The organism is Burkholderia puraquae (assembly GCF_002099195.1).
GTDB classification, from domain to species: Bacteria; Pseudomonadota; Gammaproteobacteria; order Burkholderiales; family Burkholderiaceae; genus Burkholderia; species Burkholderia puraquae.
Genome location: NZ_NBYX01000021.1, coordinates 79,178 through 92,623, shown reverse-complemented (window position 1 = coordinate 92,623; position 13,446 = coordinate 79,178). Strand labels below are relative to the sequence as shown.

The 13,446-nt window shown below is 65.6% G+C and carries 14 protein-coding genes; all 14 read left to right on the top strand.

The annotated features are described in order from the left end of the window. Positions 1–77: 77 nt before the first annotated feature. The 14 genes from B7G54_RS30365 (at position 78) to B7G54_RS30300 (ending at position 13,398) form a co-directional block, all read left to right on the top strand. Complete coding sequence (locus B7G54_RS30365) at positions 78–521, top strand: HIT family protein (RefSeq protein ID WP_085042379.1); 444 nt, start codon at positions 78–80, stop codon at positions 519–521. Next, the gene (locus tag B7G54_RS30360; protein WP_085042378.1) at positions 518–931 is read left to right on the top strand and encodes a gamma-butyrobetaine hydroxylase family protein; all 414 of its coding nucleotides are present in this window, start codon (positions 518–520) and stop codon (positions 929–931) included. The genes B7G54_RS30365 and B7G54_RS30360 overlap by 4 nt, the downstream gene beginning before the upstream one ends. A 53-nt stretch (positions 932–984) precedes the next feature. Then, complete coding sequence (gene ubiE / locus B7G54_RS30355) at positions 985–1,716, top strand: bifunctional demethylmenaquinone methyltransferase/2-methoxy-6-polyprenyl-1,4-benzoquinol methylase UbiE (RefSeq protein WP_039360112.1); 732 nt, start codon at positions 985–987, stop codon at positions 1,714–1,716. A gap of 41 nt (positions 1,717–1,757) precedes the next feature. Further along, positions 1,758–2,792 (top strand): Tim44 domain-containing protein, encoded by a 1,035-nt coding sequence (locus tag B7G54_RS30350; RefSeq protein WP_085042377.1) that lies wholly within the window; start codon positions 1,758–1,760, stop codon positions 2,790–2,792. A 164-nt stretch (positions 2,793–2,956) separates the two neighbouring features. Continuing rightward, positions 2,957–3,583 (top strand): ubiquinone biosynthesis accessory factor UbiJ, encoded by a 627-nt coding sequence (locus tag B7G54_RS30345; protein WP_027785401.1) that lies wholly within the window; start codon positions 2,957–2,959, stop codon positions 3,581–3,583. Between the two features lie 12 nt (positions 3,584–3,595). After that, the gene (gene ubiB / locus B7G54_RS30340) at positions 3,596–5,173 is read left to right on the top strand and encodes a ubiquinone biosynthesis regulatory protein kinase UbiB (protein WP_085042376.1); all 1,578 of its coding nucleotides are present in this window, start codon (positions 3,596–3,598) and stop codon (positions 5,171–5,173) included. A 17-nt stretch (positions 5,174–5,190) separates the two neighbouring features. Then, the gene (locus tag B7G54_RS30335) at positions 5,191–5,817 is read left to right on the top strand and encodes a methyltransferase domain-containing protein (RefSeq protein ID WP_085042375.1); all 627 of its coding nucleotides are present in this window, start codon (positions 5,191–5,193) and stop codon (positions 5,815–5,817) included. A gap of 95 nt (positions 5,818–5,912) precedes the next feature. Continuing rightward, positions 5,913–6,245 (top strand): FmdB family zinc ribbon protein, encoded by a 333-nt coding sequence (locus tag B7G54_RS30330; protein WP_085042374.1) that lies wholly within the window; start codon positions 5,913–5,915, stop codon positions 6,243–6,245. A 61-nt stretch (positions 6,246–6,306) separates the two neighbouring features. Next, on the top strand, positions 6,307–6,957 hold the full coding sequence (locus B7G54_RS30325) for a DUF502 domain-containing protein (RefSeq protein WP_011353157.1): 651 nt from the start codon (positions 6,307–6,309) through the stop codon (positions 6,955–6,957). 67 nt (positions 6,958–7,024) lie between these two features. Further along, a complete protein-coding gene (gene aspS, locus B7G54_RS30320; protein WP_085042373.1) occupies positions 7,025–8,827 on the top strand; it encodes an aspartate--tRNA ligase in 1,803 nt (600 codons plus the stop codon). A gap of 159 nt (positions 8,828–8,986) precedes the next feature. Next, complete coding sequence (nudB, locus tag B7G54_RS30315) at positions 8,987–9,481, top strand: dihydroneopterin triphosphate diphosphatase (protein ID WP_085042372.1); 495 nt, start codon at positions 8,987–8,989, stop codon at positions 9,479–9,481. Continuing rightward, the gene (gene clsB / locus B7G54_RS30310; protein ID WP_085042371.1) at positions 9,478–10,752 is read left to right on the top strand and encodes a cardiolipin synthase ClsB; all 1,275 of its coding nucleotides are present in this window, start codon (positions 9,478–9,480) and stop codon (positions 10,750–10,752) included. The genes nudB and clsB overlap by 4 nt, the downstream gene beginning before the upstream one ends. A gap of 201 nt (positions 10,753–10,953) precedes the next feature. Continuing rightward, a complete protein-coding gene (locus B7G54_RS30305) occupies positions 10,954–11,553 on the top strand; it encodes a TetR/AcrR family transcriptional regulator (protein ID WP_006751498.1) in 600 nt (199 codons plus the stop codon). Between the two features lie 57 nt (positions 11,554–11,610). Next, a complete protein-coding gene (locus B7G54_RS30300) occupies positions 11,611–13,398 on the top strand; it encodes an acyl-CoA dehydrogenase C-terminal domain-containing protein (RefSeq protein WP_085042370.1) in 1,788 nt (595 codons plus the stop codon). Positions 13,399–13,446: the final 48 nt, after the last annotated feature.

The window sequence follows — 13,446 nt, the reverse complement described above, 5'->3', positions numbered from 1 at the left end:
TGACGGCCGCCCGACCGGGCCAGGAATGAGCGGGCGCCGGCGCAGCAATGCCGGCGCCTGTCCACATGGGAGCGACGATGGAATGCGTGTTTTGCCGTGAAGACGGCGGCGAGCTGCTCTGGCAGGACGAAGCGCTGCGTGTCGTCCTCGCGACGGGCGAGCACGACTACCCGGGCTTCTGCCGGGTGATATGGGGCGCGCACGTGGCCGAGTTCTCCGATCTCGGCGAGCCCGAGCGGGCCCACCTGATGCGCGTGGTTTACGCAGTCGAGCGGGCCGTGCGCCGCGTGATGCAACCGAACAAGGTGAATCTCGCGAGCCTCGGCAACATGGTGCCGCACGTGCACTGGCACGTGATCCCGCGCTTCTCCAACGACGCCCATTTCCCGCAGCCCGTCTGGGCGCCGCGCCAGCGCAGCGTGTCCGAGGCGCTGCTGCGCACGCGTGCCGCGCAGGCCTCGCTGCTGCACAATGCGGTGCGCGAGGAAATTCAACGCATGACCGATTCGAGGCAGCCATGAGCGGTTTGACTTCCACGACGCCGATTCCGTCCGGCGTCGTCGTGCACGCGGTGTCGCGCGTGCTCGAATTGCAGTACCCCAACGGCGACAGTTTCCGGATTCCGTTCGAGCTGATGCGCGTGTATTCGCCGTCGGCCGAGGTGCGCGGCCACGGGCCCGGCCAGGAGACGTTGCAGACGGGCAAGCGCGAAGTGACGATCACCGCGCTCGAGGGCGTCGGCAACTACGCGCTGCAGCCGACGTTTTCCGACGGCCATTCGACCGGCATCTACTCGTGGGACCTGCTGTACGAGCTGGCCACGCAGCAGGACGCGCTGTGGCGCGACTATTTCGACAAATTGAAGGCGGCAGGCGTCGAGCGCGACGCCCCGATGCCGGCGGCGAGCGCGTCGCACGGCCACTGCCACTGAAATTCGACGGCGCCCGCTCGGCGCCGTCTTGCCATTTACTGAGGATCAACGCGATGAGCAAAACCCACTTCGGCTTCGAAAGCGTCGAGGAAAACGAAAAAGCGAAGAAAGTGGCGGGTGTGTTCCATTCGGTCGCGAGCAACTACGATCTGATGAACGACCTGATGTCGGCGGGCATGCACCGCGCGTGGAAGGCGTTCACGATCGCGCAGGCGAACGTGCGCCCCGGCTTCAAGGTGCTCGACCTGGCGGCCGGCACCGGCGACCTGACCCGGTCGTTCGCGAAGGCGGCCGGGCCGACGGGCGAGGTCTGGCACACGGACATCAACGAATCGATGCTGCGCGTCGGCCGCGACCGGCTGCTCGACAAGGGCATCGTGACGCCGTCGCTGCTGTGCGACGCGGAGAAAATTCCCTTTCCGGACAACTACTTCGATGTGGTCACGGTCGCGTTCGGGCTGCGCAACATGACGCACAAGGATGCCGCGCTGGCCGAGATGCGCCGCGTGACGAAGCCCGGCGGCCGCGTGATGGTGCTGGAATTCTCGAAAGTCTGGGATCCGCTGAAAAAAGCGTACGATCTGTATTCTTTCAAAGTATTACCGTGGCTTGGCGACAAGTTCGCGAAAGATGCTGAAAGTTATCGGTATCTTGCTGAATCTATCCGGATGCACCCCGACCAGGACACCCTGAAGACAATGATGGAACAAGCGGGCCTCGATGCCGTCAAATATTACAATTTGTCAGGTGGCGTGGTAGCTTTACACATGGGAGCCAAGTATTAAGGGGCTCTTTCCATACATTTGTCTTACATCCGGAGAAACTGATGTTCGAATCGCGTTCGTTGTTCAACCGTAGCAAGCCGTCGAAGCCGTGGGCTCGACGGGTCGGCACGCTGCTGATGGTCGGCCTGCTCACGGCCGGCACGTTCGCATCGCTCGACGCCGAAGCCAAGCGCATGGGCGGCGGGCGCAGCATCGGCCGCCAGAATTCCACCGTCACGCAGCGCCAGGCCACGCCGCCCGCGCAGCAGCCGATGCAGCAGGCCGCGCCGTCGCAGGCACAGCGTGCGAACCCGGCCGCGCCCGCGCCGGCTGCGCAGCCCAACCGTTCGCGCTGGCTCGGGCCGATCGCCGGCCTTGCGGCCGGTCTCGGCATCGCAGCGCTGCTGTCGCACTTCGGCCTGGGCGGCGCGTTCGCAAGCATGATGGCGAACGTCATCGTGATCGCGCTGCTCGCGATGGTCGGCATCTGGCTGATCCGCAAGTTCATGAACCGCCGTCGTCCGCAGGAGCCGGCCTACTCGGTCGGCGGCTCGGCGTCGTCGTCGGGCGGTTACTCGCAAAGCCCGTCGTTCCAGCAGGGCAGCACCGGCAGCAACTATGCGGGTAGCGGCAGCAGCTACGCGAACGAAGCGCAGGGCGTGTTCGGCGGCGGTGCTGCGGCCGCCGGCACGGCAGCAGCTGCCGCGGCAGCACCGCTCCAGGTGCCGGCCGGCTTCGACACCGAAGCGTTCCTGCGCAGCTCGAAGGTCTATTTCGTGCGCCTGCAGGCTGCGTGGGACCAGGGCAACCTGGCCGACATCCGCGAGTTCACGACGCCCGAAATGTTCGCCGAGATCAAGATCGACCTCGATTCGCGCGGCAACGAGTCGAACCAGACCGACGTCGTGCAGCTCGACGCGGAACTGGTCGCGATCGAGGATCGTGGCATCGAGCAGTCGGCGAGCGTGCGTTTCCACGGCCTGATCCGCGAATCGGCGAATGCGTCGGCCGCGCCGTTCGACGAGGTGTGGAACCTGTCGAAGTCGGGCAGTCAGGGCTGGCTGCTCGCGGGCATCCAGCAGATCAACACGCACTGAGCGTGACCGGCGGCCCACGCCGCCGGACACCCGGGCAACGGCCGCCGCACTGCGACCGCTTGCCGCCCGGGTGTACGGTCAGGCACGGCCTGCCGACGATCCGACGTTACAATAGAAACCCGCGTGGGCGCCCGGCCTGCGCGGGTTTTTCCTTTCCCAGCCCGATGACCTTTGCTGCCAAGCCTTTTGCTGCTGCCGTCAATCACCTGCTCGCCCGCGAATCGTGGGCGCGCGATCGCCTGATTCCCTATGCGGGCAAGACTGCCCGGATCGACGTGCCTCCCGTTACGCTCACGCTGCTGGTGCAGCCCGACGGCTATCTGTCGGCCGTCGACGCGCACGATGCGCAACAGGTCGACGTGTCGATCGCGCTCGCCGGCGACACGCTCGCCGCGTTCCTGCAGGGCGGCCAGGCGGCTGTGATGAAGCACGTGAAGATCGAGGGCGACGCGGAGTTCGCGACGCAGATCGCGAAGCTGGCCGAGCACCTGCGCTGGGAGCCTGAAGAAGATCTCGCGAAGCTGGTCGGCGACGCGGCGGCATACCGGATCGCGACGGTCGTACGCGACGCCGGTGCACGCGCGCGACGCACCGGCCGCAACGTGCTCGATTCCGTCGCCGAATACTGGCTCGACGAGAACCCGCAAGTCGTCCGGCGCGCGTCGCTCGGCGGCTTCGATGCCGAGCTGGCGCGTGCACGCGATGCGCTCGCACGGGTCGAAAAGCGGGTCGAGCGACTCGAACAAAAAATCGGCGCGCGCACGGGTTCCGGCCCGCGCGGCGCGCACTGAGGGCCGCAGGGCATGCGCATTTTCCGTTTCATCAAGATTGTCTACACCGTCATCCGCTTTGGTCTCGACGAGGTGATGCTGTCCCGGATCGACGACCGGCGTGTGAAGCTGCTGCTGCGGATCACGACAATCGGCCGCCGTTATTCCGATCCGCCTGCCGTGCGGCTGCGCCACGCGCTCGAAAGCCTCGGCCCGATCTTCGTGAAGTTCGGCCAGGTGCTGTCGACGCGCCGCGACCTGCTGTCGGTCGATTTCGCGAACGAACTCGCGAAGCTGCAGGACCAGGTGCCGCCGTTCGATTCGGCGGTCGCGATCGGGATCATCGAGAAGTCGCTCGGGGCGCCGGTCGACGAGCTGTTCGACGAATTCGAGCGCGAGCCGATCGCAAGCGCGTCGATTGCGCAGGTGCATTTCGCGAAGCTCAAGCAGGGCCAGCACGCGGGCAAGGCCGTCGCCGTCAAGGTGCTGCGCCCGAACATGCTGTCCGTGATCGACTCCGACCTCGCGCTGATGCGCGACATCGCGATCTGGACCGAGCGCATGTGGGCCGACGGCCGGCGCCTGAAGCCACGCGAGGTCGTCGCCGAATTCGACAAGTACCTGCACGACGAGCTCGACCTGATGCGCGAGGCCGCCAACGGCAGCCAGCTGCGCCGCAACTTCGCGGGCCTCGACCTGCTGCTCGTGCCGGAGATGTTCTGGGATTTCTCGACGTCGCAGGTGCTCGTGATGGAGCGCATGACTGGCGTGCCGATCAGCCAGGTCGAGACGCTGCGTTCGGCCGGCGTCGACATCAAGAAGCTCGCACGCGAAGGCGTCGAGATCTTCTTCACGCAGGTGTTCCGCGACGGCTTCTTCCATGCCGACATGCACCCGGGCAACATCCAGGTGAGCCTCGATCCGAACACGTTCGGGCGCTATGTCGCGCTCGATTTCGGGATCGTCGGTGCGCTGTCCGATTTCGACAAGAACTACCTCGCGCAGAACTTCCTCGCGTTCTTCAAGCGCGACTATCACCGCGTCGCGACGCTCCACCTCGAATCGGGCTGGGTGCCGCCCGAAACGCGCGTCGAGGAACTCGAAAGCGCGATCCGCGCGGTGTGCGAGCCGTATTTCGATCGTGCACTGAAGGACATCTCGCTCGGCCAGGTGCTGATGCGGCTGTTCTCGACGTCGCGCCGCTTCAACGTAGAGATCCAGCCGCAGCTCGTGCTGCTGCAGAAAACGATGCTGAACGTCGAGGGGCTCGGCCGCTCGCTCGACCCCGAGCTCGACCTGTGGAAGACCGCGAAGCCGTACCTCGAGCGCTGGATGACCGAGCAGATCGGCCTGCGCGGCTGGTACGAGCGCTTCAAGGTCGAGGCGCCGCAGTGGAGCAAGACGCTGCCGCAACTGCCGCGCCTGATCCACCACGCGATGGCCGCACGCCATGACGCGCCGCGCGCGGCGAGCGAGGACCTGATGCGCCAGGTCCTCGTCGAGCAGAAGCGGACGAACCGGCTGCTGCAGGCGCTGCTGATCTTCGGCCTCGCCGTCGGCGTCGGCGCGCTCGTCGCGCGCGTGCTGCTCGCGCTCGCGTACGGCACATGACCGAAAGGAGCAGGGCGATGCCCGATCCGAAGCAACCCGTCACACCGGCAGCCGCCGATTTCTCGACGCGCGATCCCGGCAACGCTTCGTTCTGGGACGAGCGTTTCGAGCGTGGCGTGACGCCGTGGGAATTCGGTGGCGTACCCGATGGTTTCAGTGTGTTCGCGCATCGGCTCGAGCCGTGCGCGGTGCTGATTCCCGGCTGTGGCAGTGCGCAGGAAGCCGGGTGGCTCGCGCAGGCCGGCTGGACCGTACGTGCGATCGATTTCGCCGCGCAGGCGGTGGCTGCCGCGAAGGCGCAGCTCGGCGCGCATGCCGAAGTCGTCGAGCAGGCCGATTTCTTTGCGTACCGGCCGCCGTTCGACGTGCAGTGGGTGTACGAGCGCGCGTTCCTGTGCGCGCTGCCGCCGGCCATGCGCGCCGGCTATGCGGCACGCATGGCGGAGCTGCTGCCCTCGGGCGGATTGCTGGCCGGCTATTTCTTTCTGATGGCGAAACCGAAGGGGCCGCCGTTCGGAATCGAGCGTGCCGAACTCGATGCGCTGCTCACGCCGTACTTCGAACTGATCGAGGATTTGCCCGTGACCGATTCGCTGCCCGTGTTCGAAGGGCACGAGCGCTGGCTTACGTGGCGCCGCCGCTGATGCGCGGGTGTCGTGGCCATTGCCGGAGCGCGGCAGGGTTTCGGCTATAATTCAAGGTTTTGCAAGCCGTTTCCAGTTTCCGCGGGAAAAATATCATGCCGATCTACGCCTATCGATGCGAAGCGTGTGGTTTCGCGAAGGACGTGCTCCAGAAGATGAGCGACGCGCCGCTGTCGCAGTGTCCGGAATGCGGGAAGGATGCATTTCGCAAGCAGGTCACTGCCGCAGGCTTCCAGCTGAAGGGTTCGGGTTGGTATGTCACCGATTTCCGCGGCGGTTCGGGCGGCACCAGCGCGCCGGCGACGGCATCGGGCGACGCAGCCCCGGCTGCAGCGGCGGAAGCCGCGCCTGCTGCAGCGAGCAGTTCCGAAAGTACGACGACGAGCGCCGCGCCCGCCCCGGCCGCAGCGCCCGCCGCCAGCAGTTGACCGTCGCGGCCCGGCCGGGCTGCGACCAACCCGCGCCGCCGGCGCGGTTCATTGACGGCAGATGATGAAAAAGACGACCCTGAAATCGGTGTTTCTGACCGGCCTGCTGGTTCTCGTCCCGCTCGCGATCACGCTGTGGGTGCTCGGCCTCATCATCGGCACGATGGATCAGACACTGCTCCTGTTGCCCGAATCGTGGCAGCCCGAGCGGATGCTCGGCTTCCATCTGCCGGGGATCGGCGCGGTGCTGACGCTCGCGTTCATCTTCGTCGTCGGGCTGGCCACGCGGAATTTCATCGGCCAGAAGCTCGTCACGTGGTGGAACGCCGTGGTGCGTCACATCCCGGTCGTCGGGCCGATCTACACGAGCGTCAAGCAGGTGTCGGACACGCTGCTGTCGAGCAGCGGCAACGCGTTCCGCAAGGCGCTGCTGATCGAATACCCGCGTCGCGGCTCGTATACGATCGCGTTTCTGACCGGCACGCCGGGCGGCGACGTGCTCAATCATCTGACGGAAGAATACGTGAGCGTCTATATTCCGACGACGCCGAACCCGACGTCGGGCTTCTTCCTGATGCTGCCGAAGAGCGAAGTCATCGAACTCGACATGTCGGTCGATGCCGCGCTCAAGTACATCGTCTCGATGGGCGTGGTGGCGCCCCCGGCGCCGGCTCCGGCGCCGGCACGCCGCCCCGTCGAGCCGCCGCTGTAAGTAAAGAATCATCGCCCGGGCCGCGCGTTGCGGCGCCCGTTGATCAAACCGAACGAAAGCAAACATCATGTCGATGCGTACTGAATACTGCGGTCTCGTGACCGAACACCTGCTGGGCCAAACCGTGTCGCTGTGCGGCTGGGTGCAGCGCCGCCGCGATCACGGCGGTGTGATCTTCATCGACCTGCGCGATCGTGAAGGCCTCGTGCAGGTGGTGTGCGACCCGGATCGCGCGGAAATGTTCGCGACCGCCGAAGGCGTGCGCAACGAGTTCTGCGTGCAGATCAAGGGCCTCGTGCGCAACCGTCCGGAAGGCACGGTCAACGCCGGCCTGAAGAGCGGCAAGATCGAAGTGCTGTGCCACGAACTGAACGTGCTGAACGCGTCGGTCACGCCGCCGTTCCAGCTCGACGACGACAACCTGTCGGAAACGACGCGCCTCACGCACCGCGTGCTCGACCTGCGCCGTCCGCAGATGCAGCACAACCTGCGCCTGCGCTACCGTGTCGCGATCGAAGCGCGCAAGTACCTCGACGAGCAGGGCTTCATCGACATCGAAACGCCGATGCTGACGAAGAGCACGCCGGAAGGCGCGCGCGACTACCTCGTGCCGTCGCGCGTGAACGCGGGCCAGTTCTTCGCGCTGCCGCAGTCGCCGCAGCTGTTCAAGCAACTGCTGATGGTCGCGAACTTCGACCGTTACTACCAGATCACCAAGTGCTTCCGCGACGAAGACCTCCGAGCCGATCGTCAGCCGGAATTCACGCAGATCGACTGCGAAACGTCGTTCCTCGGCGAGCAGGAAATCCGTGACCTGTTCGAAGACATGATCCGTCACATCTTCAAGACGACGATCGACGTCGAGCTCGACGCAACCTTCCCGGTGATGCCGTACTCGGAAGCGATGGCGCGTTTCGGTTCGGACAAGCCGGACCTGCGCGTGCAGCTCGAATTCACCGAGCTGACCGACGCGATGAAGGATGTCGACTTCAAGGTGTTCAGCACGCCGGCCAACGCGAAGGACGGCCGTGTCGCGGCACTGCGCGTGCCGAAGGGCAGCGAGCTGTCGCGTGGCGACATCGACGGCTACACCGAATTCGTGCGCATCTACGGCGCGAAGGGCCTCGCCTGGATCAAGGTCAACGAGAAGGCGAAGGGCCGCGACGGCCTGCAGAGCCCGATCGTCAAGAACCTGCACGACGCATCGATCGCGGCGATCCTCGAGCGCACCGGCGCAGAAGACGGCGACATCATCTTCTTCGCGGCCGACCGCGCGAAGGTCGTCAACGACAGCCTCGGCGCGCTGCGCCTGAAGATCGGCCATTCGGAATTCGGCAAGGCGAACGGCCTCGTCCAGGCCGGCTGGAAGCCGCTGTGGGTCGTCGACTTCCCGATGTTCGAATACGACGACGAAGATGCGCGCTACGTTGCGGCGCACCACCCGTTCACGAGCCCGAAGGACGAGCACCTCGAGTACCTCGAGACCGATCCGGGTCGTTGCCTCGCGAAGGCCTACGACATGGTGCTGAACGGCTGGGAAATCGGCGGCGGCTCGGTGCGTATCCATCGCGAGGAAGTGCAGAGCAAGGTGTTCCGCGCGCTGAAGATCGGTGCGGAAGAAGCGCAGCTGAAGTTCGGCTTCCTGCTGGACGCGCTGCAGTACGGCGCGCCGCCGCATGGCGGTATCGCATTCGGTCTCGACCGCATCGTCACGATGATGGCCGGCGCCGACTCGATCCGCGACGTGATCGCATTCCCGAAGACGCAGCGTGCGCAGGATCTGCTCACGCAGGCGCCGAGCCCGGTCGACGAGCGTCAGCTGCGCGAACTGCACATCCGTCTGCGTCAGCCGGAGCAGCCGAAGGCGTAACGCGCTTCGTATCCGGTCGTGTGTGCGTTCGCGCGCACACGGCGCACATGAAAAAGGCGCAGCGATGCGCCTTTTTCGTTTTTTGCGGTACAGTCGCAGCACTTGCCGCCCGTTCGGAGCCAATGCCCGGCGCGCGGCCCCGTGCTGCATGAAACAACGATGACGAAGCCGCCGAAAATTCCCGAATCCGTTCTTGTCGTGATCTACACGCCGGACCTCGATGTGCTCGTGATCAAGCGTGCCGACCAGCCCGATTTCTGGCAATCGGTGACCGGCTCGAAGGACGCGCTCGACGAGCCGCTCGCGGTCACCGCCGCGCGCGAAGTGGCCGAGGAAACCGGCATTGCGATCGGCACGCCGGCCGTGCCGGCCAGTGCGCTCGTCGACTGGCGCCACAAGATCGAATACACGATCTATCCGCAATACCTGCACCGCTACGCGCCGGGCGTCACGCGCAACACCGAGCATTGGTTCGGCCTGTGCGTGCCGCATCGTGTGGATGTGACGCTATCGCCGCGCGAGCATGTCGACCATGCGTGGCTGCCGTTCCGCGAGGCGGCCGAGCGCTGCTTCTCGCCGTCGAACGCCGAGGCGATCCTGCAACTGCCCGCGCGCTTGGCACTCTCGCGCGCGCCGCACGGCTCGTCCGCATGACGGCGGAAGCCCGCAAGCGCTTCGCGCAATTGCGGCAGATGTTCCTGCAGGAGCGCGGTTCCGCGTCGCGGCTCGCGTTCACGTCGGGCAACACCGTGCGGCTGTGCGAGGGCGGCGGCGCATTCTTCCGGGCACTGGTCGAGCGCATCGATGCCGCCCGCGAGCAGGTGATGCTCGAAACCTACATCTTCTGCGACGACGCGGCCGGCCGGCCGGTGTCGGACGCGCTGATCCGCGCGGCGCAACGCGGCGTGCGCGTGCGCGTGATCACCGACGGCATCGGCACCGCACGCTTGCCGTTGTTCGACACGTGGGGCGAGGCCGGCGTCGAGCACTGCATCTACAACCGTTTCCTGTTCGGCCGCTTCGGCTTCTCGCGTACGCATCGCAAGCTCGCGGTGATCGATCATGCGGCCGCGTTCTGCGGCGGCATCAACATCATCGACGACTATGCGCAGGGCGGCACGACGCTGCCGTTTCCACGCTGGGATTTCGCGGTCGAGATGGCGGGGCCCGCGGTGTCCGACGTGCGTGCCGCATTCGAACTGCAGTGGCACCGGATCATGTTCGGCCACAAGCCGTATGCGCAATACGCGGCCGGGCTGCATGGCGGCGAAGCGTTCCCCGATATGTTCCGGCGCTGGATGCGCAGCCACCGGTGGGTCAAGGCCGGTGCGCTGCGGGTCGTGACGGAGCCGAGCGTCGCATTCGTCGCACGCGACAACGTCGTGAACCGCCGCGCGATCGAGAAGGCGTATCTCGCGGCGATCGGCCAGGCGCGCCAGCGGATCCTGCTCGCCAATCCCTACTTCATGCCGGGGCGCAAGCTGCGCCGTGCGCTGACGGGCGCGGCGCGGCGCGGCGTCGACGTGCGGATCCTGATCGGCCGCAAGGAATTCGCGGCGCTCGATACGGCCGTGCCGTTCCTCTATCACGCGCTGCTGCGCGCGGGCGTGCGCGTGGCCGAGTACGACAAGACGATGCTGCACGGCAAGGTGGCCGTGATCGACGACAATTGGGCGACGGTCGGCTCGTCGAACCTGGACGCGCTGAGCCTGATGTTGAACAATGAGGCGAACGTCGTGCTGGTGCGCTACGATGCGATCACGAACGAACTGCGCGACGCGATCGCGGCCGCGTTCGCCGACGGCCGGGAGATCGACGCCGCCCGGTACGCCGCACGGCCGCGCATCGAGCGTATGCTGAACTGGCTCGCGTACAACACGTACCGCCTCGTGATGAAGGCGCTGACGGTCGGCAGTTACGACTAACGCTGCGACTAAGCGTTCGCTTCAAAAATCTGTCCGCACGTTCGTGCGGAAAAGCCGCTCCGGTCCCGCCGGAATCGCGCAAAATAGCGGCTCGGTTAGACACCGGTTTCTAATAATTTCCTTGTTTCGCGAGCGGTCGCACTCAATAATAGTACGGCCGTTCGATTTTATTCGAACCCCCGAACGGTTACAGAAATAGCTATGCGAAAAGGCGAACAGACGCGTGCCGCGATACTTGAAGCTGCTTTGGACCTCGCCAGCCGTGATGGGCTGGAGGGGCTGACGATCGGCCTGCTGGCCGAGCGCATGCAGATGAGCAAGAGCGGTGTGTTCGCGCACTTCGGATCGCGCGAGGACCTGCAGGTCGAGGTCGTCCGCGAGTATCACCATCGTTTCGAAAACGAGGTGTTCTTTCCGAGCCTGCGCGAGCCGCGAGGCTTGCCGCGCCTTCGGGCGATGCTGGCCCGCTGGACGGAGAAGCGCATCCAGGAGGTGACGACCGGATGCATCTACATCAGCGGTGCCGTCGAGTACGACGACCGGCCTGACAGCCCCGTGCGCGAGCAGTTGATCGCGAGCGTGACGGCCTGGCGTGCCGCGATGCTGCGTGCCATTTCGCAGGCGAAGGAAGAAGGCCATCTGCGTGCGGATACCGATCCGGACCTGATGCTCTTCGAGTTGTACAGCTTCACGCTCGGCCTGCATCACGACGCACGCTTCCTGCATTCGCCGGACGCCGTGCGCCTCACGTGGGCCGCGCTGGAAAAGACGATTGTTTCGTATCAGAGCGAGAGCCGTTAGCGGCGCGTGATCCGCCCGCCAGGAGCTCGAGCCGTTTGCCCACCTTTGGAGAGAGTCATGGGACAGTACGCCGCGCCGCTGCGCGACATGCAATTCGTGTTGCACGAGCTTCTGAACGTCGAAGCCGAAGTCAAGCAAATGCCCAAGCATGCGGACCTCGACGCCGACACGATCAACCAGGTCCTCGAGGAAGCGGGCAAGTTCTGCTCCGAGGTACTGTTCCCGCTGAACCAGGTCGGCGACCGCGAAGGCTGCACGTATGAAGGCGACGGCGTCGTGAAGACCCCGACCGGCTTCAAGGAAGCGTACCAGCAGTACGTCGAGGCCGGCTGGCCGGCACTCGGCTGCGATCCGGACTACGGCGGCCAGGGCCTGCCCGCGTTCGTGAACAACGCGCTCTACGAAATGCTGAACTCGGCGAACCAGGCATGGACGATGTATCCGGGCCTGTCTCACGGCGCCTACGAGTGCCTGCACGCGCACGGCGCGCCGGAACTGCAGCAGCGCTACCTGCCGAAGCTCGTGTCGGGCGAATGGACGGGCACGATGTGCCTGACCGAGCCGCACTGCGGCACCGACCTCGGCATCCTGCGCACCAAGGCCGAACCCAACGGCGACGGCTCGTACTCGATCAGCGGCACGAAGATCTTCATCTCGAGCGGCGAGCACGACATGTCGAAGAACATCATCCACCTCGTGCTCGCGCGCCTGCCGGACGCGCCGCAGGGCACGAAGGGGATCTCGCTGTTCATCGTGCCGAAGTTCATCCCCGACGCAGCAGGCGAGCCGGGCGAGCGCAACGGCATCAAGTGCGGCTCGATCGAGCACAAGATGGGCATCCACGGCAACTCGACGTGCGTGATGAACCTCGACGGCGCGAAGGGCTGGATGGTCGGCGAGCCGAACAAGGGCTTGAACGCGATGTTCGTGATGGTGAACGCCGCGCGTCTCGGCGTTGGCATGCAGGGCCTCGGCCTCACGGAAGTCGCGTACCAGAACTCGCTCACGTATGCGAAGGAGCGCCTGCAGATGCGCTCGCTGACGGGCCCGAAGGCACCGGACAAGCCGGCCGACCCGATCATCGTGCACCCGGACGTGCGCCGCATGCTGCTCACGCAGAAGGCCTACGCCGAAGGCGCGCGCGCCTTCACGTACTGGTCCGCGCTGCAGATCGACAAGGAACTGTCGCACGCTGACGAAGCGGTGCGCAAGGAAGCGGCCGATCTCGTCGCGCTGCTCACGCCGATCATCAAGGCGTTCCTGACCGACAACGCGTTCGAGTCGACCAACCACGCGATGCAGATCTACGGCGGCCACGGCTTCATCTCCGAGTGGGGCATGGAGCAGTACGTGCGCGACGCGCGGATCAACATGATCTACGAAGGCACGAACTCGATCCAGTCGCTCGACCTGCTGGGCCGCAAGGTGCTCGGCGACATGGGCGCGAAGCTGAAGAAGTTCGGCAAGCTCGTCACGGAATTCGCGGAAGCCGAAGGCGTGAAGCCGGAAATGGCCGAGTTCATCAACCCGCTCGCCGACATCGGCGACAAGGTGCAGAAGCTGACGATGGAAATCGGCATGAAGGCGATGCAGAACCCGGACGAAGTCGGCGCTGCCGCCGTGCCGTACCTGCGCACCGTCGGCCACCTGGTGTTCTCGTACTTCTGGGCGCGCATGGCGCGCCTCGCCCTCGACAACGAAGCGTCGGGCGACCCGTTCTACAAGTCGAAGCTCGCCACTGCCCGCTTCTACTTCGCGCGCCTCTTGCCCGAGACGGCGTCGACGATCCGCGCGGCACGCGCCGGTTCGAAGACGATGATGGAAGTCGACGAATCGCTGTTCTGACGCGAGTCCGGGCGGGGCGCACCGCGCGCCGCCCGAACGCAACGGTTC

Coding starts and splice junctions, on each gene's coding strand:
- B7G54_RS30325 (WP_011353157.1), top strand. CDS start 6,307: ATGATGAAAAAGACGACCCTGAAATCGGTGTTTCTGACCGGCCTGCTG.
- ubiB (WP_085042376.1), top strand. CDS start 3,596: ATGCGCATTTTCCGTTTCATCAAGATTGTCTACACCGTCATCCGCTTT.
- B7G54_RS30360 (WP_085042378.1), top strand. CDS start 518: ATGAGCGGTTTGACTTCCACGACGCCGATTCCGTCCGGCGTCGTCGTG.
- nudB (WP_085042372.1), top strand. CDS start 8,987: ATGACGAAGCCGCCGAAAATTCCCGAATCCGTTCTTGTCGTGATCTAC.
- ubiE (WP_039360112.1), top strand. CDS start 985: ATGAGCAAAACCCACTTCGGCTTCGAAAGCGTCGAGGAAAACGAAAAA.
- B7G54_RS30300 (WP_085042370.1), top strand. CDS start 11,611: ATGGGACAGTACGCCGCGCCGCTGCGCGACATGCAATTCGTGTTGCAC.
- B7G54_RS30330 (WP_085042374.1), top strand. CDS start 5,913: ATGCCGATCTACGCCTATCGATGCGAAGCGTGTGGTTTCGCGAAGGAC.
- B7G54_RS30350 (WP_085042377.1), top strand. CDS start 1,758: ATGTTCGAATCGCGTTCGTTGTTCAACCGTAGCAAGCCGTCGAAGCCG.
- B7G54_RS30335 (WP_085042375.1), top strand. CDS start 5,191: ATGCCCGATCCGAAGCAACCCGTCACACCGGCAGCCGCCGATTTCTCG.
- B7G54_RS30345 (WP_027785401.1), top strand. CDS start 2,957: ATGACCTTTGCTGCCAAGCCTTTTGCTGCTGCCGTCAATCACCTGCTC.
- aspS (WP_085042373.1), top strand. CDS start 7,025: ATGTCGATGCGTACTGAATACTGCGGTCTCGTGACCGAACACCTGCTG.
- B7G54_RS30305 (WP_006751498.1), top strand. CDS start 10,954: ATGCGAAAAGGCGAACAGACGCGTGCCGCGATACTTGAAGCTGCTTTG.
- B7G54_RS30365 (WP_085042379.1), top strand. CDS start 78: ATGGAATGCGTGTTTTGCCGTGAAGACGGCGGCGAGCTGCTCTGGCAG.
- clsB (WP_085042371.1), top strand. CDS start 9,478: ATGACGGCGGAAGCCCGCAAGCGCTTCGCGCAATTGCGGCAGATGTTC.